This is a genomic window from Noviherbaspirillum album, assembly GCF_035916955.1.
GTDB lineage: Bacteria > Pseudomonadota > Gammaproteobacteria > Burkholderiales > Burkholderiaceae_D > Noviherbaspirillum > Noviherbaspirillum album.
Genome location: NZ_JAWIIV010000007.1, coordinates 193619 through 213851, shown reverse-complemented (window position 1 = coordinate 213851; position 20233 = coordinate 193619). Strand labels below are relative to the sequence as shown.

General features: G+C 59.2%; 19 protein-coding genes. 9 read left to right on the top strand and 10 right to left on the bottom strand.

Annotated elements, in window-relative coordinates; all coding sequences use genetic code 11:
• Nucleotides 1–95: 95 nt before the first annotated feature.
• The 4 genes from ntrC to glnA all read right to left on the bottom strand — a co-directional run bounded on the left by ntrC (nucleotide 96) and on the right by glnA (nucleotide 5031).
• Nucleotides 96–1712 (bottom strand): nitrogen regulation protein NR(I), encoded by a 1617-nt coding sequence (gene ntrC, locus RY831_RS11110; protein ID WP_326506400.1) that lies wholly within the window; start codon nucleotides 1710–1712, stop codon nucleotides 96–98.
• Nucleotides 1713–1771: 59 nt separating this feature from the next.
• Complete coding sequence (gene glnL / locus RY831_RS11105) at nucleotides 1772–2854, bottom strand: nitrogen regulation protein NR(II) (protein ID WP_326506399.1); 1083 nt, start codon at nucleotides 2852–2854, stop codon at nucleotides 1772–1774.
• Between the two features lie 77 nt (nucleotides 2855–2931).
• Entirely contained in the window at nucleotides 2932–3450 is a 519-nt protein-coding gene (locus tag RY831_RS11100) for a DUF4124 domain-containing protein (RefSeq protein WP_326506398.1), read from the bottom strand.
• Between the two features lie 165 nt (nucleotides 3451–3615).
• Entirely contained in the window at nucleotides 3616–5031 is a 1416-nt protein-coding gene (gene glnA, locus RY831_RS11095) for a type I glutamate--ammonia ligase (protein WP_326506397.1), read from the bottom strand.
• A gap of 421 nt (nucleotides 5032–5452) precedes the next feature.
• Between glnA and RY831_RS11090 the strand changes: the two genes are divergently transcribed.
• The gene (locus RY831_RS11090) at nucleotides 5453–5905 is read left to right on the top strand and encodes a rhodanese-like domain-containing protein (RefSeq protein WP_326506396.1); all 453 of its coding nucleotides are present in this window, start codon (nucleotides 5453–5455) and stop codon (nucleotides 5903–5905) included.
• A 26-nt stretch (nucleotides 5906–5931) separates the two neighbouring features.
• Here RY831_RS11090 and RY831_RS11085 read toward each other — a convergent pair whose 3' ends face one another.
• From RY831_RS11085 to orn, 4 genes are all read right to left on the bottom strand, one after another.
• A complete protein-coding gene (locus RY831_RS11085) occupies nucleotides 5932–7269 on the bottom strand; it encodes a TAXI family TRAP transporter solute-binding subunit (protein WP_326506436.1) in 1338 nt (445 codons plus the stop codon).
• 136 nt (nucleotides 7270–7405) lie between these two features.
• Entirely contained in the window at nucleotides 7406–7975 is a 570-nt protein-coding gene (locus tag RY831_RS11080) for a hypothetical protein (RefSeq protein WP_326506395.1), read from the bottom strand.
• 522 nt (nucleotides 7976–8497) lie between these two features.
• Nucleotides 8498–10165, bottom strand: coding sequence for a peptide chain release factor 3 (locus RY831_RS11075; protein ID WP_326506394.1), 1668 nt, complete (start codon nucleotides 10163–10165; stop codon nucleotides 8498–8500).
• 87 nt (nucleotides 10166–10252) lie between these two features.
• On the bottom strand, nucleotides 10253–10840 hold the full coding sequence (gene orn, locus RY831_RS11070; RefSeq protein ID WP_326506393.1) for an oligoribonuclease: 588 nt from the start codon (nucleotides 10838–10840) through the stop codon (nucleotides 10253–10255).
• Between the two features lie 43 nt (nucleotides 10841–10883).
• Here orn and RY831_RS11065 point away from each other — a divergent pair, with 43 nt between their 5' ends.
• From RY831_RS11065 to ppnP, 5 genes are all read left to right on the top strand, one after another.
• Nucleotides 10884–12143, top strand: coding sequence for a M48 family metallopeptidase (locus RY831_RS11065; protein WP_326506392.1), 1260 nt, complete (start codon nucleotides 10884–10886; stop codon nucleotides 12141–12143).
• A gap of 9 nt (nucleotides 12144–12152) precedes the next feature.
• The gene (gene rsgA, locus RY831_RS11060; protein ID WP_326506391.1) at nucleotides 12153–13043 is read left to right on the top strand and encodes a ribosome small subunit-dependent GTPase A; all 891 of its coding nucleotides are present in this window, start codon (nucleotides 12153–12155) and stop codon (nucleotides 13041–13043) included.
• A 114-nt stretch (nucleotides 13044–13157) separates the two neighbouring features.
• A complete protein-coding gene (gene argF, locus RY831_RS11055) occupies nucleotides 13158–14075 on the top strand; it encodes an ornithine carbamoyltransferase (protein ID WP_326506390.1) in 918 nt (305 codons plus the stop codon).
• A gap of 78 nt (nucleotides 14076–14153) precedes the next feature.
• Complete coding sequence (argG, locus tag RY831_RS11050; RefSeq protein WP_326506389.1) at nucleotides 14154–15491, top strand: argininosuccinate synthase; 1338 nt, start codon at nucleotides 14154–14156, stop codon at nucleotides 15489–15491.
• Nucleotides 15492–15516: 25 nt separating this feature from the next.
• On the top strand, nucleotides 15517–15837 hold the full coding sequence (gene ppnP / locus RY831_RS11045; protein ID WP_326506388.1) for a pyrimidine/purine nucleoside phosphorylase: 321 nt from the start codon (nucleotides 15517–15519) through the stop codon (nucleotides 15835–15837).
• A 75-nt stretch (nucleotides 15838–15912) separates the two neighbouring features.
• Here the strand turns inward: ppnP and murB are convergent, their stop codons facing one another.
• On the bottom strand, nucleotides 15913–16941 hold the full coding sequence (gene murB / locus RY831_RS11040; protein WP_326506387.1) for a UDP-N-acetylmuramate dehydrogenase: 1029 nt from the start codon (nucleotides 16939–16941) through the stop codon (nucleotides 15913–15915).
• A gap of 145 nt (nucleotides 16942–17086) precedes the next feature.
• Here murB and RY831_RS11035 point away from each other — a divergent pair, with 145 nt between their 5' ends.
• Both RY831_RS11035 and RY831_RS11030 read left to right on the top strand, forming a co-directional pair.
• Nucleotides 17087–17572, top strand: a complete 486-nt coding sequence (locus tag RY831_RS11035; RefSeq protein ID WP_326506386.1) for a YajQ family cyclic di-GMP-binding protein — start codon at nucleotides 17087–17089, stop codon at nucleotides 17570–17572.
• Between the two features lie 74 nt (nucleotides 17573–17646).
• Nucleotides 17647–18282 (top strand): TIGR02281 family clan AA aspartic protease, encoded by a 636-nt coding sequence (locus RY831_RS11030; protein WP_326506385.1) that lies wholly within the window; start codon nucleotides 17647–17649, stop codon nucleotides 18280–18282.
• A 122-nt stretch (nucleotides 18283–18404) separates the two neighbouring features.
• Here RY831_RS11030 and aroG read toward each other — a convergent pair whose 3' ends face one another.
• The gene (gene aroG / locus RY831_RS11025; RefSeq protein WP_326506384.1) at nucleotides 18405–19469 is read right to left on the bottom strand and encodes a 3-deoxy-7-phosphoheptulonate synthase AroG; all 1065 of its coding nucleotides are present in this window, start codon (nucleotides 19467–19469) and stop codon (nucleotides 18405–18407) included.
• Between aroG and RY831_RS11020 the strand changes: the two genes are divergently transcribed.
• On the top strand, nucleotides 19468–19731 hold the full coding sequence (locus RY831_RS11020; protein ID WP_326506383.1) for a hypothetical protein: 264 nt from the start codon (nucleotides 19468–19470) through the stop codon (nucleotides 19729–19731). The genes aroG and RY831_RS11020 overlap by 2 nt on opposite strands.
• Nucleotides 19732–20233 lie beyond the last annotated feature (502 nt).

The window sequence follows — 20233 nt, the reverse complement described above, 5'->3', positions numbered from 1 at the left end:
GAAGCTGGGCAAGCATCTCCTCATTTATCACACCGGACCGTAGCGGCGAACGCACGGCCCGGCAAGAGACCGAACCGGCGCGGGACGCCCCGGCCCTACTCGTCCTTGGCGCCATCGATCCCCAGCTCATGAATCTTCCTGGTGATAGTATTGCGCCCGATGCCGAGACGGATCGCCGCATCGTTCTTGCGGCCGTGCGTATGCTTGAGCGCGGTTTTGATCAACGCGGATTCGAACTGGCGTCCCAATGCATCCATCACTTCCGGTTGCCCCGCCGCCAGCATGCTGGCGGCTTCCGACTCCAGCAGCGCAATCCAGCCCGCCTTGTCCGCGCCGTTGCCGGCGGTGCCGGTGGTGCCTGAGGCGTGACCGTTGAACGGACCGGGTTGATTGGGCGCCGCTGCCGGCACATAAGCACCGGCGCTGAACTGCGGGGCAGCCGGCGCCGAGTCGATCGACAGCGGCGCCGACGGCATCTGCGGCACCGGCAGCGGCACGGATGACGGCGTCGTGTTATTCGCCGCGGCCGATGTTGATGCGGGTGCCGCCGCATATTCCTGGCCATGCGTCAGTTCATGCGGAAGATCCTTGATTTCCACCGTCTGCCCCGGTGCCATCACGGTAATCCAGTTGCACAGGTTTTCCAGCTGGCGGACGTTGCCCGGCAACTCCAGATTGGCGAGGAACTGCATCGCGCCCTCCGACATGCGCTTGGCTTCGACGCCCAATTGTTTGGCGCTCTGCGCCAAAAAGTGGCGCGTCAGAATGGGGATATCCTCGCGCCGCTCCCTCAAACTGGGCAGGCGCAGCCGGATCACGTTGAGGCGGTGATACAAGTCCTCGCGGAACAACCCTTCCTTGACGCGCTGCTCAAGGTTCTGGTGCGTGGCGGCGATGACCCGCACGTTCGCCTTCAGCGGCTGATGTCCGCCGACGCGATAGAAATGCCCGTCGGAGAGCACGCGCAGCAGGCGTGTCTGCAAGTCGAACGGCATGTCGCCGATTTCATCGAGGAATAGCGTGCCGTTTTCCGCCTGCTCGAAGCGTCCGCGCCGCGTCGCCTGCGCACCGGTGAACGCGCCGCGCTCATGGCCGAACAGTTCTGACTCCAGCAGGTCCTTGGGAATGGCGGCGGTATTGAGAGCGATGTAGGGCTGGGTCGCGCGCGGGCTGTGCTTGTGCAGCGCGCGCGCCACCAGCTCCTTGCCCGAGCCCGACTCGCCGGTGATCAGCACCGTCACGTTCGATTGCGAAAGTCGGCCGATGGCGCGGAACACATCCTGCATCGCCGGCGCCTGCCCAAGAATTTCGGGCGTTTCGGCCGATACCTGCTCCACGCCCGACTCGCGCAGGCTTTCTTCAAGCGCCCGGCGAATCAGCTCGACGGCCTTGTCAATGTCGAACGGCTTGGCGAGGTACTCGAATGCGCCGCCCTGGAAAGCGGCGACGGCTGAGTCCAGATCGGAGAATGCGGTGATGACGATGACGGGCAGGCCGGGATGCTTTGCCTTGACGGCCTGCAGCAGTTCCAGGCCGGATTCTCCCGGCATGCGGATGTCGGACACCAGCACCTGCGGCACGCTGGTCTGCAGGGCATCCAGCGCCTCTCGCGCATTGGAGAAACTCTTGGTGGCGAGGTTTTCGCGGGCAAGGGCCTTCTCCAGTACCCAGCGAATTGATTCATCGTCATCGACAATCCAGATTGGCTTCATATAGTCTTATGCGTCCCGCGTGGTAAGGCATTAATCAAAGCCGGCCCCGATGAATGGACTCAGGGCAGCGGTATCAAAATCCTGAAGTCGGTGCATCCCGGTTTGCTCGTGCATTCGATCACTCCCATATGCTGCTGAACGAATGTCTGCGCAAGCGTCAGGCCCAATCCGCTTCCGCCCTCGCGTCCCGAAACCAGCGGATAAAAGATGCGGTCCTGGATGTCAGGCGGGATGCCCGGTCCATTGTCGACAATATGCAAGTCTAATGCCAGCCTGTAACGAATCTTCGCCAGCGTCACCTGGCGCGCGACCCGCGTCTGCAATGTGATTTGTGCATCGCCGCCCTTGATCTGCTTCGACAGTGCCTGCGCCGCGTTGTGGGCGATGTTCAGGACGGCCTGGATCAGCTGCTCCTTGTCGCCGCGGAATTCCGGCACCGACAGATCATAGTCGCGCTTGATGCTCAGCCCCTGAGGGAATTCGGCCATGATCAGGCTGCGCACGCGCTCGCAGACTTCATGGATGTTGACGTCGCCGACGATATGCGGCCGCCTGTGCGGCGCCAGCAGGCGGTCGACCAGGGTCTGCAGCCGGTCGGCCTCCTTGATGATGACCTGCGTGTATTCGCGCAGCTCCTTGAGCTGCCGTTCGGGCAGCTCGAACTCGAGCAGCTGCGCCGCGCCGCGGATGCCACCGAGCGGATTCTTGATTTCATGCGCGAGATTGCGGATGAGCTCCTTGTTGGCCTGGCTCTGGTCGAGCAGCCGCTCTTCCCGGTCCAGCTTGAGCTGCTGCACGTTTTCGCGCAGCTCGATCAGCACCGGCGTTTCCGGATTGTCCACGGCGGTGACGATCACATGCACCTGCAGCGCTTCCCGCCCTGCCCGCTCCAGCGTCAGGTCGAGGCGCTTGTCGGCGAAACGATGCTGGAGCGCTTCCTCGAATACATCGGCGAGATGGTCGCCGTTGAGGAAAAGGTCGCCCAGGCGCTGCGAAACCAGCGCCTTGACCGAACTTTCGAACAGGTTCTCCGCGGCGGCATTGGCATAGACGATGCGGCTGTCGGAGTCGAGGATGATGACTGCGGACGACAGCAGTTCAAGTCCTTCAAGGGAATGGCGGGGAGTGGATTGGGATGTCATGAAAAGTAAAGGGCTGCATTCGCAGCCCCTATTATGCAAACGTCGTACCCGAAAAGCGATACACGATGACGGTCGTCTTACTTGAGGTTGCCGATCTCGCGCTTGAGTGCCTCGATATTCTTTTCCGTGCGGCCGATGTCGTCCTTCATGGCCGCGACCCGCTCCTGGTAGCGGGCGAAGTTGCGCTCATCGCCGCGGCGTTCCGGCTCGCCATTGTTGAAATCCTTCTTCAGGCCGGCCAGCTTCTGTTCCTCGCTGCGCATTTCATCCAGCAGGATCTGGCGCCTGTCGTTGTCCCGGGTTTTCTGGGTATCGCTATCGACCCGAGGAAAATCGGACGGGGAATTCGACGGCTTGGCTGCGGCAGTCGTCTGCACGACCGGCCTGCGCGCCGCGGCGGCGGCGGAGGGCGGCGCCGGAATCATCGTGATACCCGGGAGATCGATCTTCTTGCAGCCCTTGGTCAAGCCGGTGTTCTTGTATTCCTTCTTGCCGGATTCATCCACGCAGAGAAAGACCTCGCTCTGCGCAAAAGCACTTCCAGCGCTTCCGGCAATGCCTGCAGCAAGCCACAGGCCCAAAAATAGTTGTTTCATAATATTTCTGCTTGGAAACAGTAAAGGCAGCTACAAGTTTATGGCAAGAAACAGGCCTTTACAAACATTCGATTCAGAACGTCTTATAGCACAACAGTTCCTGCAAACAAAAAAGGGAAAGCCGAAGCTTTCCCTTTGTTACAACACTTCAATCAGCGTGGCTGATTACAGCGAATAGTACATATCGAACTCGATCGGATGAGTCGTCATGCGGAAGCGCTGGACTTCCTGCATTTTCAGCTCGATGTAGGCATCGATCATTGTGTCGCTGAAGACTCCGCCGCGTGTCAGGAACTCGCGGTCCTTGTCGAGATACTCGAGCGCTTGGTCGAGCGACGAGCAGACGGTCGGGATCAGCTTGTCTTCTTCCGGCGGCAGGTGGTACAGGTCCTTCGATGCTGCCTCGCCCGGGTGAATCTTGTTCTGAACGCCATCCAGGCCGGCCATCATCAGTGCCGAGAAGCACAGGTACGGATTGGACAGCGGGTCCGGGAAGCGTGCTTCCACGCGACGGCCCTTCGGATTGGCGACGTGCGGAATACGGATCGAAGCGGAGCGGTTTTTCGCCGAGTAAGCCAGCTTGACCGGAGCTTCAAAGCCGGGAACCAGACGCTTGTAGGAGTTGGTGCCCGGGTTGGTGATCGCGTTCAGCGCGCGTGCATGCTTGATGATGCCGCCGATGTAGTACAGCGCGAAATCGGACAGGCCGGCATAGCCGTCGCCTGCGAACAGGTTCTGGCCGTCTTTCCAGATCGACTGGTGTACGTGCATGCCCGAGCCGTTGTCGCCGACCAGCGGCTTCGGCATGAAGGTTGCGGTCTTGCCGTAGGTGTGGGCGACGTTCCAGATCACGTACTTCAGGTTCTGTGTCCAGTCCGCGCGCTCGACCAGGGTCGAGAACTTGGTGCCGAGTTCGTTCTGGCCTGCGCCGGCGACTTCGTGGTGGTGAACTTCGACCGGGATGCCCATGGCTTCGAGAATCAGGGACATTTCCGAACGCATGTCCTGGAAGCTGTCGACCGGGGGAACCGGGAAATAGCCGCCCTTGACGGTCGGACGGTGGCCGGTGTTGCCGCCTTCGAGGTCCTTGCCTGTGCTCCAGGAAGCTTCTTCGGAATTGATCTTGACGAAGCAACCGGACATGTCGATCTTCCAGCGGACGCTGTCGAAGATGAAGAATTCGGGTTCCGGGCCGAAGTAGGCTGTGTCGCCCAGGCCGGAAGACTTCAGATACGCTTCGGCGCGCTTGGCGATGGAGCGCGGATCGCGGTCGTAGCCCTTGCCGTCTGCGGGTTCGATGACGTCACACTGCATGAACATCGTCGTCTCTTCCATGAAGGGATCGATGTTGGCTGTGTTCGGATCAGGCATGAGCAGCATGTCGGAAGCTTCGATACCCTTCCAGCCGGCGATGGAGGAGCCGTCGAATGCATGGCCTGCTTCGAACTTGTCCATACCGAACTGCGAAACGGGAACAGTAACGTGCTGCTCCTTGCCTCGGGTGTCTGCAAAACGAAAATCAACGAATTTGACTTCGTTGTCTTTCGCCATCTTCAAGACCTCTGCGGCCGTACGTGCCATGCGAATCTCCTAAAATGAGCAATTGATGCGTTGGTTATGCAATTGGGTTGAGCCGACACTGTTCGCAGTAACGCGAGGGCAGCGGTACACATCGAAGTGCGACCAGAACTCAGCCCGGAATGATAGCAGATTCCATGCCACCAACTTGAGAAATGACAAACCCGCCGCACCGGCATGATGCAGGCTAAATAGCGAAAATAGTGCGCATTTGTAAGCTTTTTCTCAACAAAAATGCTCAAGCATAACTCACCAAAAAAGTGCGCCCCGTCTCCCATGCACGTTTTTGGTGAGAAGTGATTTTACTTGGTTTATTTTTGCACCGTTCGAGTGCATCCAGATGAATGCAATTGCTGCAAAGTCGGAAGGCTGCGCGATTCGATAAAATAGGCAAATTCTCATCTCCGACATCTGGTTCGACATCATGGAAATTCTTGCCAAGGCACGGGAACGCGGCCAGCAAAACGCTCTTCCCTACGCAGGCGCGGTAACGCCGGCCGAAGCTTATGAACTGCTTCGCACCGATCCGCGCGTGAAGCTCGTTGATGTGCGCACCAACGCCGAACGCGACTGGGTCGGCCGGGTTGTCATTCCGGAAACCCAGCATGCGGCAGTGCAATGGAACACCTATCCCGGCAGCGTGCAGAATCCCGCATTCATGGAGGAGCTCTCGCGTGTCGCCGAAAAGGAGAACGTGCTGCTGTTCCTCTGCCGCTCCGGCGTGCGTTCGCGCCACGCCGCCAAGTTGGCCACCGAGAGCGGTTATGCCCATTGCTTCGACATCCTGGAAGGTTTCGAGGGCGACAAGGATGCGGAAGGACACCGCAAGACCGTGGGTGGCTGGTGCAAGGCAGGATTGCCTTGGGCCGGGGCCTGAGTTGATTCGCCGCCGGGTCCGAGGGTTTAGGGTGCCGTCTTTTCCATCAAGCCCGCGATGCGGCGCCGGACGAAATTGATGTGACTGCGCAAGCCATAGAGCTCGTCGGCGAACGACAGCGGTATTGAAATCCGATTGACACGCTCCTCGATGTCGTTGAGGCGCTGCAGCTGCGCCGGATACACTTGCGCATGCTTTTCCGGCGGCACGTCCTCGATTTCCTGCTCCACCGCGCGCAGCTGCCCGTACCAGCGGTACACGCGCGAGCGCACCTTCCAGACATACAGCGGTGGAATGATGCGCGACAGCGGCAGAATGAGCGCGCCCAGCGCGACCACCACCACCCACATCCGTTCGAAGAAATTCGCCAGCCAGAACGGCAGGTAGCGCTGCAGCAGCGGCTGTCCATTTTTATAAAACTTCTCGGCTGCGGGCGATACCGGTATCTCGGTATAGCTGGCCGTCGGAAATTCGCCACGCCTGCTGAACCAGCCCGAATTGCCGTGAATGTCAGCCGCCGACTGCACGAAGAGATTCACCACCGCGGGATGCAGGTCTTCGCGCGCGACCAGGGTCGCCGTCGGCGCGATCAGGTGATAGTCCTTGGGTGGAAGATCGCGCCCGAGATCGACGATGCCTCTTGGCAGAACCACATGCGACAGGAACGGGAAGCGGCGGGTGTAGGCTTCCGCTTGTGAAAAATCGAAGAGCTTGATGCCTGGCGTCTGCAGCAGCATCTGAATGAGAGGCGCATCCGGCGCCGAACTGAACACCAGGCCATCGATGCGGCCTGCCAGCAGTTCCACGGTGGCCGGCGTGTCTTCCAGCATCTCCAAGCGTACGTCACCGGCTTCCATGCCATTCACAGACAGAATCTTTCTAAAGAGTTCGGGCACGCCGGTGCCTTCCGGGCCGACATTGATTCTCAAGCCTTTGAGCTGCGTCAGCTGGTTGACGTTCTTCGCGCTGCGCAGGAAGATCCATACCGGTTCGGTGAACAGGCTTCCGAGCGACACCAGGCCGCTGCGTTCGGCGGCCTGGTGTTCGCCCGATCCGCTTTGAACGAAGGCGATGTCCACTCCCGACTCGGGATCATTGAGGCGCTGCATATTTTCACCGGACCCCAGCGACGGCTTCTGCACGACGCGGATGTCATATCGTGCCAACGCGCCCGCATATTTCTTTCCGAGCGTTTCATAGGCACTGTTTTCCTGTCCGGTTGACAGGGTGACGGCAGATGGCGGCGACGGATCGACCAGCCAGTAGGCGAGCACGCAGGTTGCGAGGATGGCAATGGCTGCCGGACCGGCCGCGATCAGAAAATCACGCAGGGAAAAGCGCGTGAACTTGAGCATCTTGGGCATGCGCGAGCGAAAGGATTTCATGGGGCGACACGATGCCAAGAAACCCCTTCCAACGCAAGCTTCGGAGAACGCAGCCGGTTACCAGATGTGACTTGATCCCGTCATGGGCCGCATGACGGACGCGAAGAAAGTCCGCTTAGTGATAATTCGCGGATGAACGATCGGCATGCATGGATGGCAAGCCGGTGCGCGGCTGGCGGACTTTCCATTGTCTCGATGTCTCCGACAGGCTTTGCGCAGCGATGCCGAACCAGTCCTCGACGGTAAGCAGATGGCGCGCCATCGGCAGCAGTTCGCGTTCCTCGCGATCCAGGCGAGTCGACACATGCCGGCAATACAGTTCCATCGAGTTGCAAAGTTCCCCTGCCCTCGCCAATCCGTGGTCGAACGCGGCGGACAATTGCTCCCCGACCGCGCGCAGGATGCCGGTGGCTTTCGATCCCAGGCTTTCCAGGTCTGCGACCAGCACTTCGGCGTCACGCCCGAAGCGGCGCAGCGTCGGCATCACGTAGCGTTCGATCTTTCGGCTGCGGCAAAAATGCTCGAAATGCATGAGTCTGTTGAACGTCGCATCGAGCGTGGCAAAGTCGAGCCGCTGCATGCCTTTCCATGCGTTCTCCATATGCTGCTGCAGCCGCCCCAGCATATGGCGTGCTTTGTCCTGCTCGGCAGCGATAGCGATAATGGAATAGGTTGCAGTCAGCATGGGGGCCTCTGATGATGTATAGCGGAATAAGCTGTGCTTCTAGCAAGGTGAATGTCGGCTGGACCGATTTTTCGAAGGCCCGATTCAGATAATCGACCCTCGACGCGGCAGTAAATTCATTGCAACCCTGACGCATGTTCTATCGGGTTTAGGAGCCATCCGCCGATGAGCGCCGCAGGGTACCTTCTCGGTCCGAGGCAATGAGAAATTCCAGCACAGGATGCCCGGAAACTTCATGAAAACAAGACACGAAAAAGGCAGGTTTGAAAACGTGCGGTGAGTATAGGGGCCTGCCCTCGCACCTGTTTGATATGCCACAAATTGTGCGCCAAGTTGGAGCTATCTATCGGCATATTCCATTCAACAAATGTTATCTGCCGTGAACGTGTTCAATCGCTGTAGTTTTTCAATGCTTTCATATTGAAAAAACCTGGAATTCGGTTCAAACCGTTTTGACGAGCAATGAAAAAGCCGGCGGTACGTATCGTAGCGCCGGCTTTGCGGTGACTGCGGAAAAGCGGATCAGCCCACTTTCACCGCATGCTCGCGCGTGGCATGGAAGGTCAGTTGCGGCCAGCGCTCCTGCGTCAGCTTCAGGTTGACGCCCGAGGTGGCGAGATAGGCCATGTTATTGGCGGCATCGTAGGCGACATTGGCGCCTGCCGACGACCTTTCAAAATCGGCGAGCGCCTTCTTGTCGTCGCTCGAGATCCAGCGCGCACTGCTGATGCTGGTGCCTTCAAATACCGCGTCCACGCCATACTCGTTGAGCAGGCGGCTCGCCACCACTTCGAACTGCAGCACACCGACTGCGCCCAGGATCAGGTCGCCGCCATGCACCGGCTTGAACACCTGGACCGCACCTTCTTCGCCCAGCTGCTGCAAGCCCTTGTGCAGTTGCTTGATCTTGAGCGGATTGCGGATGCGCACCATGCGGAAGAAATCCGGCGCGAAATATGGAATGCCGGTGAACTGCAGCTGTTCGCCTTCGGAAAAACTGTCACCGATCTGCATATTGCCGTGGTTGGGCAAGCCGATGATGTCGCCCGCAAAAGCCTCTTCCACCTGCTCGCGGCTCGATGCCATGAAGGTCACCACGCTTGACACCTTGATCTCCCGGTTCAGGCGCAGGTGCTTGACCTTCATGCCGCGCTCGAAGCGCCCCGAACAGACTCGCAGGAAGGCGATGCGATCGCGGTGCGCAGGGTCCATGTTGGCCTGGATCTTGAACACGAAGCCCGAGAACGGCGCTTCCACCGGCGTGACGGCACGCACCGAAGCATCGCGCGGGCGCGGCGCCGGCGCCCAGTCAAGCAATGCGTTCAGAATTTCACGCACGCCGAAGTTGTTGATGGCGGAACCGAAGAACACCGGCGTCTGCGTGCCGGCCAGAAAGGCTTCCAGGTCGAACGGATGCGACGCGCCGTGCACCAGTTCGACTTCCATCTTCAGCTGCTCGATTTCAAGCGGGAACATCTCCGACAGCCGCGGATTATCAATGCCCTTGACGACTTCGAATTCCTGGTCTGCCCGTTCCGAGCCCGCCTTGAACAGCAGGATTTCATCGCGCAGAAGGTGATAGACGCCGCGGAAATTCTTGCCCATGCCGATCGGCCAGGTGACCGGCGCGCACTGTATCTTCAGTACCGATTCGACTTCATCGAGCAGTTCCAGCGGATCGCGCGTTTCGCGGTCCATCTTGTTCATGAAGGTCAGGATGGGCGTGGCGCGCATGCGGCAGACGTTGAGCAGCTTGATCGTCTGCTCTTCCACGCCCTTGGCGGCGTCGATCACCATCAGCGCCGAGTCCACTGCTGTCAGCACGCGATAGGTATCCTCGGAAAAGTCCTGGTGGCCGGGGGTGTCAAGCAGGTTGACCACGTGGTCGCGGTATTCGAACTGCATCACCGAGCTCGCCACGGAAATGCCGCGCTGCTTTTCGATTTCCATCCAGTCCGAGGTCGCGTGCCGGCCGCTCTTGCGCGCCTTGACCGTGCCGGCCAGCTGAATCGCGCCGGAGAACAGCAGGAGTTTTTCAGTGAGCGTGGTCTTGCCCGCATCCGGGTGGGAAATGATGCCGAAGGTACGGCGACGCGCGACTTCCCTTGCGATGAGTTCGGCAGGAACCTTCCGGGTATCCGCGATGTTGTCGACCGCTTCGGTCGACGGGGTATCAGGTACTGAGGCCATGTTTCGGCTCTTAAAAAACGGTGTGTCGGGGCTTGCCCGGCGAAGCCGGCAAGCGGATGCTTGGGAATTCGGGAAACCTGCGGAGCGTCAAGCCTTGATGAAATGCTCGCGGTAATAGCGCAGTTCTTCTATCGATTCGATGATGTCGGCCAGCGCGGTATGCTTTTGATGCTTCTTGAAACCCGAGGAAATTTCCGGCTTCCAGCGACGGCAGAGTTCCTTCAGGGTCGACACGTCAAGATTGCGGTAATGGAAGAATGCCTCCAGCTTGGGCATGCCGCGCACCATGAAGCGACGGTCCTGGCAGATCGAATTGCCGCACATCGGCGATTTGCCTGCGGGAACGTGGCGCTTGAGAAACTCGATCAGCGTAGTTTCGGCATCCGCCTCGCTGACTGTCGACGCCTTGACACGGTCGATCAGTCCGGAACGCCCGTGCGTGCCCTTGTTCCAGGCGTCCATCTTGTCCAGTACCTCATCCGGTTGATGAATTGCAAACACCGGGCCTTCGGCAAGAATATTCAATTCCGCATCCGTGACCACGCAGGCAACTTCGATGATGCGGTCGCTGTCGGGGTCGAGTCCGGTCATTTCCATGTCTACCCAGACAAGATTGAATTCGTTCGGGCGTACGGGCGCGGACGGAGCGGCATTTGTTTCAATAGCTTGTGACATAATCTAAATCCTCAGTAATTCGCCATTTTCTCACAGGCACAGCATGTCTTCACTCGCGTTTTCGGTATTGTTCGTCGGTTTTCTGGTTGTGACGCTGATCGTCCGCTTCTGGCTGGGTTCCCGTCATATCAGGCATGTGATCGCCCACCGCGGCGCGGTGCCGGCCGAATTCGCGGAGAAAATCCCGTTGCATGCGCACCAGAAGGCGGCCGACTATACCGTTGCCCGGACCAAGCTGGGCCTTGTCACGCTGCTTGTCAATGCAGGCGTCCTGATCGGCTTCACCCTGCTTGGCGGCCTGCAGTGGCTGGCGGTGACGCTATTCAACCTGACCGGCCCCGGCATGCTGCACCAGCTTGCCCTGCTCGCCGCATTCGCAGTTATTTCCGGCTTGGTAGAACTGCCGTTCGATTACTACAAGCAATTCGTGCTGGAAGCGAAATTCGGCTTCAACAAGATGACGCTCGGCCTGTTCATCTCCGACATGGTCAAGAATACGCTGGTCGGCATCGTGATCGGATTACCGCTGATCTGGGTCATCCTGACCCTGATGGATAAGTCCGGCAGCCTGTGGTGGTTCTATGCGTGGCTGGTCTGGACCGGCTTCCAGCTGCTGATGCTGGTCCTGTACCCGACCGTCATCGCGCCTCTCTTCAACAAGTTCACGCCGCTGCAGGACGAGAGCCTGCGCTCCCGCATCGAGAACCTGATGCAGCGCGTCGGCTTCGCCTCCAAGGGACTGTTCGTGATGGACGGCTCCAAGCGCAGCGCGCACGGCAATGCATACTTTTCCGGCTTCGGCGCCGCCAAGCGCATCGTCTTCTTCGACACGCTGCTGGCCCGCCTGGGGCCGCAGGAAATCGAAGCCGTTCTTGCACATGAACTCGGCCATTTCAAGCTCAGGCACATCATCAAGCGCATCATCGTGATGTTCGGCGTATCGCTCGGCCTGCTGGCCCTGCTTGGCTATCTGAAGACGCAGGCATGGTTCTACACCGGGCTGGGTGTCGATCCGATGCTCCTGACCAGCAACGACGCGATGGCGCTGATCCTGTTCATGCTGGCATTGCCCGTCTTCACTTTCCTGCTGTCGCCGCTGACCTCGATCACTTCGCGCAAGCATGAATTCGAGGCGGATGCCTTCGCCGCGAAACATACCAATGCGCAGGACCTGGTGTCGGCGCTGGTCAAGCTGTACGAAGACAATGCCTCGACCCTGACTCCCGATCCGCTGCACTCAGCGTTCTACGACTCGCATCCGCCGGCCAGCATACGGATTCATCACCTGTTGGCCAGCCGGTAGAGCGCCCACATGACAAGAGAACAAGGAACCGTCATCGCGGCGCACGGCAGGCATTACCTGGTGCAGGCCGGCGAACACAAAGTGCAATGCGTAACCCGCGGCAAGAAAAGCGATGTGGCAACCGGAGACATCGTCCACTGGAAGCGGACCTCGCCCGATCAGGGCGTCATCGAATCGATCGCCGAGCGCAAGACCCTTCTCTATCGTTCCGACCAGTACAAATCGAAGCTGCTCGCCGCCAACGTCACCCAGCTGTTTATCGTGGTGGCCACGCAGCCAGGCTTTTCCGACGACCTGGTGTCGCGTGCGCTGGTCGCAGCCGAAGCAGGAGGAATTGCAGCCCATATCATCCTCAACAAGGTTGATATCGAGGAATTGCTGGCCCCGACGCGACAGCGGCTCGCTATGTATGCCAATCTCGGTTACCCGGTTCATGAATTGTCGGCCAAGAGCATGCCGGAACAAGCCAAGGAACTGCTGCAACCGCTGATGCAGGGTCAGTCGAGCATCCTGATCGGCCAGTCCGGCATGGGAAAGTCTTCGCTTATCAACCTGCTGGTGCCGGATGCCGAACTGGCGACGCGCGAAATCTCCGCGGCGCTCAATTCCGGCAAGCACACGACCACATTCACCCGCCTGTTCATGACCGGAAACGACACGGCCATCATCGATTCGCCGGGTTTCCAGGAATTCGGCCTCTATCATTTGAGCGAAGGCATGCTGGAGCGTGCTTTCCGGGAATTCGGCCCGCACTTGGGGCATTGCAAGTTCTACAACTGCCACCACCTGACCGAACCGGGCTGCGCCGTGCTGGGCGCGGTTGAGGCCGGTGAAATTGCACCGCTGCGGCATGCGCTCTATCAGCAGCTCGTGCATGAATCCTCGCAAAAGCTTTATTAAGAGGCAACGGCTGCTTCAGCCGGTTATCTTTTCGATACAAAATCTCTTATAATTGAACGAGTTACAACAATCCGGCGGCAAGAGCCAACCCAGCACTTGCCGCCGTTTTCATTCATGTCCATCAAACATTTCCTGCAGTTTTCCGACTTCACGCTCGACGAGTTCGACCATGTGATTGAACGCGCACGCCTCATCAAGCAAAAGTTCAAGAACTATGAGCCGTACCATCCGCTGGTCGACCGGACGCTGGTCATGGTGTTCGAAAAGAACTCGACGCGCACGCGCCTTTCCTTCGAAGCCGGCATGCACCAGCTCGGCGGCGCGGCCATCTACCTCAACACCCGCGACAGCCAGCTCGGCCGCGGAGAACCGGTGGAAGATGCGGCCCAGGTCATGTCCCGCATGTGCGACATCATCATGGTGCGCACCTTCGGCCAGGACATCATCGAACGCTTTGCCGGCAGTTCGCGCGTTCCGGTCATCAACGGCCTGACCAACGAACACCATCCCTGCCAGGTGCTGGCCGACGTCTTCACCTACATCGAATACCGCGGCTCCATCAAGGGCAGGACAGTGGCCTGGATCGGCGACGCGAACAACATGCTCTACTCCTGGCTGCAGGCAGCCGAGGTATTCGATTTCCATGTGAACGTGTCCACACCCAAGGGCTATGAAATCAACCCTGACCTGGTTACCCCTGGCAACGGCAACTACACCTTCTTCGCCAACCCTTCGGATGCCTGCGCAGGCGCGGACCTCGTGACCACCGACGTCTGGACCAGCATGGGATACGAGGAAGAAAACGCGGCGCGGCTGAAGGCTTTCGACGGCTGGATCGTCGATGGCGAAAAAATGAAGCGCGCCAATGCCGATGCCCTGTTCATGCATTGCCTGCCGGCGCACCGGGGCGAGGAAGTCGCCGCGGAAGTGATCGACGGACCGCAGTCGGTCGTGTGGGACGAAGCCGAGAACCGTCTGCACGTGCAAAAGGCCCTGCTTGAATATCTGGTGCTGGGCAGGCTGGCAGGCTGACCGACGCCGCCAGATCAGCCCACCCGGTGCCCATTACCCAAATCCATCATCCCAGTTCCATCTAGCGAAGCAGAAATCATGTCGACCATACTTCAGTCCGTACCCGTCAATCAGAAAGTGGGCATCGCCTTCTCCGGCGGCCTCGATACCAGCGCAGCCCTGCACTGGATGCGCCAGAAAGGCGCCATTCCGTACGCCTACACCGCCAACCTGGGCCAGCCGGACGAGCCCGACTACGAAGCGATTCCGAAGAAGGCCAAGCAGTACGGCGCCGAACAGGCGCGCCTGATCGATTGCCGCGAACAGCTGGTCGCCGAAGGTATCGCCGCGCTGCAGAGCGGGGCCTTCCACATCTCGACCGCCGGCATCACCTACTTCAACACGACGCCGCTGGGCCGCGCGGTCACCGGCACCATGCTGGTTGCCGCCATGCAGGAAGATCAGGTCGACATCTGGGGCGACGGCAGCACCTTCAAAGGCAACGACATCGAGCGCTTCTACCGCTACGGCCTGCTGGTCAATCCGTCCCTGCGCATTTACAAGCCCTGGCTCGACGACCGCTTCATCCAGGAACTCGGCGGCCGCAAGGAAATGTCGGAATTCCTGATCAAGTCCGGCTTTGACTACAAGATGTCGGTCGAAAAGGCCTACTCGACCGACTCCAACATGCTGGGCGCCACCCACGAGGCAAAAGATCTCGAACACCTCAACAGCGGCATGAAAATCGTCGAGCCGATCATGGGCGTCGCCTTCTGGCGCGACGACGTCGAAGTCAAGCGCGAGGAAGTCAGTGTCCGCTTCGAGGAAGGACGCCCGGTCGCGCTGAACGGCATCACCTTCGCGAACCAGGTCGACCTGATCATGGAAGCCAACCGCATCGGCGGCCGCCACGGTCTCGGCATGAGCGACCAGATCGAAAACCGCATCATCGAGGCCAAGAGCCGCGGCATCTACGAAGCCCCCGGACTGGCACTGCTGTTCATCGCCTACGAGCGTCTCGTTACCGGCATTCACAACGAAGACACGATCGAGCAATACCGCGACAACGGACGCAAGCTCGGCCGCCTGCTGTACCAGGGCCGCTGGTTCGATCCGCAGGCGATCATGCTGCGCGAAGCGTCCCAGCGCTGGGTCGCGCGCGCCGTCACCGGCGAAGTCACGATCGAACTGCGTCGCGGCAATGACTATTCGATTCTCAATACCGAGTCGGCCAACCTTACCTACAAGCCGGAGCGCCTTACCATGGAAAAAGGCGAAGGCGCGTTCACGCCGCAGGACCGCATCGGCCAGCTGACCATGCGCAACCTCGACATCACCGACACGCGCGACAAGCTGGGCATCTACAGCAATGCCGGCCTGCTCGGTTCGAACTCTTCCGTGGGCCTGCCGCGCCTCGGCAAGGATGGCGACAAATAACAACAAATTCTTCGGATAGAACACCATGACCACACAATTCGACAATGTATCCGTCGTCAAGAAGGCCAATCTCTACTTCGACGGCAAGTGCGTTTCCCATACCGTGCTGTTTGCCGACGGCACCCGCAAGACCATCGGCGTCATCTTTCCGTCGTCGCTGACCTTCAACACCGGCGCGCCGGAAGTCATGGAGATCAATGCGGGCAAGTGCCGCATCCGCCTGAAGGGGGAAGAGGCATGGAACACCTATGAAGGCGGCCAGAGCTTCAACGTGCCCGGCAATTCCAGCTTCGATATCGAGACCCTGGAAACGCTCGACTACGTCTGCCACTTCGTTGCGGCTTGAATCGAAGACAGCGAACGCGGCAAAATAAAAAGGCGATCAGTTGATCGCCTTTTTTGTGCCCGTATCCTTTTGTGTTTATACAAAGACAGGTTCGGGTTCCAGCGCCACGCCGAACTTCTCCCGCACGTCGGCCTGTATCGCCGCGGCCAGTTCCGCGATCTCTCTTCCGCTCGCTCCGCCGCGATTGACCAGCACCAGCGCCTGCTTCTCGTAGACGCCGGCGGCGCCGATGCTCTTGCCTTTCCAGCCAGCCCGATCGATCAGCCAGCCGGCCGCCAGCTTATAGCTGCCATCGGCCTGCGCATGGCTGACCAGGTCGGGACAACGCGCCAGCAAGGCATCGCGCGCAGCTTGCGTCACTACCGGATTCTTGAAGAAGCTGCCCGCGTTGCCGATCACCGCGGGGTCAGGCAGCTTGCGGGCGCGGATGGCAACGATGGCATCGCTGACCTGCCGCGCGGACGGCTGCTCGATGCCGTGCGCGGCCAATTCTTGCGCCACGTCGGCATACCGGACGTTCGCCTCCCACTGCCTGGGCAGGGCAAACGTGACATCGAGAATTACCGCGCGATCGCGCAGGGCATGCTTGAAGATGCTGTCGCGGTAACCGAAACGGCATGCGCCGCGGTCGAGAGTGAAGGTCTTTCCCTCGACCATGTCGAAGGCGGTCAGCGAATGGAACCGGTCCTTGAGTTCCACGCCGTAGGCGCCGATGTTCTGGATCGGAGACGCGCCCACGCTTCCTGGAATCAGCGATAGGTTTTCAAGTCCGGGAAACCCGTGTTCCAGCGTCCACAGTACAAGGCGATGCCAGTTTTCGCCTGCCGCCGCCCTGATGTAAAACGCGTCATCATCTTCGCCGACGAGTTCGATCCCGCTGGTCGCCATGTGCAGCACCAGGCCGTCGAAATCTCCGGTCAGCAGCAGATTGCTGCCGCCGCCCAGCACCAGCCGCGGCAAGGCTGCCAACGCACCGTCACGCGCAACCGCTTCCAGCATTGCTGTTGACGAAATCTTCATGTACGCGGCGGTGGCGGCGTCGATACCGAAGGTATTGAGGCTGCGAAGCGAAAAACTGCGTTGAATCGAAAGGTCTGCGCTCATAGGGCTGGCATTATAGAGGCTGCATAAACTAGCCACCCGATTTTTTGTCGGCTAGAATGGGCCGGTGTTTTCAGCATGACAAGCTCGATAAGAACAAGAATAGCCGGGCATGTTTTTCCAACCAATTTCGCAAGTGAGATTTGCCATGCCATCTTTTGATGTTGTATCCGAAGCCAATATTGTTGAAGTGAAAAATGCGGTCGATCAGTCGAACAAGGAAATCACCACCCGTTTCGACTTCAAGGGCAGCGACGCACGCGTCGAGCAGAAGGAACGCGAACTGACCGCCTATGCCGACAGCGAGTTCCAGCTGGGACAGGTGCGCGACGTCCTGACCGGCAAGATGGTCAAGCGCAACGTCGATGTGCGCTTTCTCGACCTCGGCAAGATCGAGAAGATCGGCGGCGACAAGGTCAAGCAGGTAATCAAGATCCGCAACGGCATTGAATCCGACATGGCCAAGAAGATTGTTCGCATCATCAAGGACAGCAAGATGAAGGTGCAGGCCAGCATCCAGGGCGATGCGGTGCGCGTCACCGGTGCCAAGCGCGACGACCTGCAATCCGCAATGGCGATGCTGCGCAAGGAAATGACCGACCTGCCCCTGGAATTCAACAATTTCCGCGACTGATCGCGGCTAGACCCAAAGGAAGGCAGGCAGGCCTGCCGGTCCCGCTTACCCATTACGGTTCGACATCCGACATCATGCGCGCCCTCTTCCTCTCCGCAAGCCTGCTTTCCTGCGTCACCGCTGTCCAGGCCGCGGACATCAGCGTGGTCGGGCTGTTCCCGAACAAGGCCGTCCTGGTCATCGACGGTGGTTCGCCCAAGACCTATGCGGTCGGCGCCACGATTGTCGATGGCGTCAAGCTGGTTGCCGCAAGCGACTCCAGCGCAACCATCGAGAGCAATGGCAAGCGCCAGACCATTGCCATCGGCGACCATGTGAACCGTACCCCCGCATCCTCCGGACGTTCCAGCGCCACCCTGCAGGCCGACGGCCGCGGGCATTACATGGTGCAGGGACAGATCAATGGTGGCAGCGTGCGGATGCTCCTGGACACGGGGGCCACGATGATTGCAATGCCGGCATCGGAGGCCGTGCGGCTGGGGATCGATTACCGCAAGGGCCAAGTGGCCTATCTGAATACGGCAAACGGAACGGTGCAGGCTTACCAGGTCAAGCTCAATACCGTGAAAGTCGGCGACATCGAGATCAACCAGGTAGATGCGGTGGTTCAGGAGCAAGGCTTGCCGTTGATCCTGCTCGGCATGTCCTTCCTGAACCGGACCGAGATGCGGCGCGACGGCCAGCAGATGGTACTGACCAAGCGCTTCTGAACCGCGGTGCAGGGTTCAGGCTTCAATCACCAGGAGCAGTCGGGCGCATCAGGGTAAAGTCCGGACAACGCCGAATCACCGGCGACCAGGGTCGCCGGCCGCTTTACCCGTCAAATTATTCATTATTCGCGATCTTCCTTCAGACGGCGCTGCTTCACCGCCTCTGCCAGGCCTTCCAGCACCTTCACGCTGGCATCCCAGTCGATGCAGCCGTCGGTGACCGACTGGCCGTAGGTCAGTTCCTTGCCGGGAACCAGATCCTGGCGGCCTGCTACCAGATGCGACTCGACCATGACGCCGACGATGCGGGTATCACCTTCGGCCACCTGGCGCGCGATGTCCGCGCATACCGGCACCTGGTTTTCCGGCTTCTTGGAGCTGTTGGCATGGGAAGCATCGATCATCAGGCGCGAAGCCAGGCCACTGGCGGCGATTTCCTTGCAGGCGGCATCGACGCTGGCGGCATCGTAATTCGGCGCCTTCCCGCCGCGCAGGATGATATGGCAATCCTCGTTGCCGCTGGTCGAGACAATGGCGGAATGCCCGCCCTTGGTGACCGACAGGAAGTGGTGCGGCTGCGACGCCGCCTTGATTGCATCGACGGCGATCTTGATGTTGCCGTCGGTTCCGTTCTTGAAACCGACCGGGCATGAAAGGCCTGAGGCGAGCTCGCGATGCACCTGGGATTCGGTCGTGCGGGCACCGATCGCGCCCCAGCTGATCAGGTCGGCAACGTATTGCGGGCTGATCACGTCAAGGAATTCCGTTCCCGCCGGCAGGCCGAGTTCATTGATGTTCAGGAGCAGCTCGCGCGCCATGCGCAGACCGTCATTGATGCGGAAGCTGTTGTCCATGTAAGGATCGTTGATCAGTCCCTTCCACCCGACCGTGGTGCGCGGCTTCTCGAAATACACGCGCATGATGATTTCAAGCTCGCCGGCGAAGCGCTCGCGCTCCTTGATCAGGCGGTTTGCATATTCCATTGCCGCTTTCGGATCATGGATCGAACACGGACCGATGACGACCATCATGCGGTCATCCTGGCCATGAAGAATGCGATGCAGCGCGGTGCGGGCGCCGGCCGTGGTGTTGGCGACCTTGTCGGAGCCGGAGAATTCGCGGATGAGATGTGAAGGAGGAATCAGTTCTTTCATTTCTCTGATGCGAAGGTCATCGGTGCGCGGCATGTTCATTCTCCAGGTAAAAGTTTTCAATACGGTACAAATGAAAAAACCGCCATCACTGGCGGTTTTTCTAGGATTCGGTTTGGCTCTTTTATTCGTGCGCTTACCGCTTCTCCACCGCCTTGGGGCTGGAATAGCTAAAGTAAAAATAAAAGTAAAAGCGCGCGAAAGTCATGTTTTGCAGCTGATAGAGGACTGGTTGCGAGCAATGGTGCAGCAATTCAAGAAATTTGGCAAGCCGTACCGCATATTTCACCACATGTGAAAAAACGCTATCCGATTTTCTTGCCTCCTGCGTATGTCATGCCATGCAATTCAAGGACTTATTTTCAAGCCTATTTCGCGCCCCATTCCGCAATGGTCTTCGATGTGATGACTCCGGATTTCACAACCCTTGCACCTTCGGTATCGAACCGATAGTTGCGCGGCTTTTCACCATGTCACTTCGGCTCGATGGCGTAGCGCAACTGCTTGCGACACGTGCCGCCGATTGCCCAGGCATGGCCGGCCGCCCAGAGCGCTTCCGAACCTTGTTTATTATTGCCACTGTTTCAGGGAATTCTCGACTCTGTGGAAATCGTAATGAAATTCAAGTGCTTCTTCCTGCCCCGGTTATCGGCTGCAGGAGATCCATACCCTACACGCTTGCTCACGGGATATTCATTTCATCGAATTCTTTTCATGCCTGACTCCCGCAGACTATTCGTATGTCATGCGAGCCACCTACTTGTTGGCAACAGCGCGTGGTGTCGTTGCGCACCGAACAG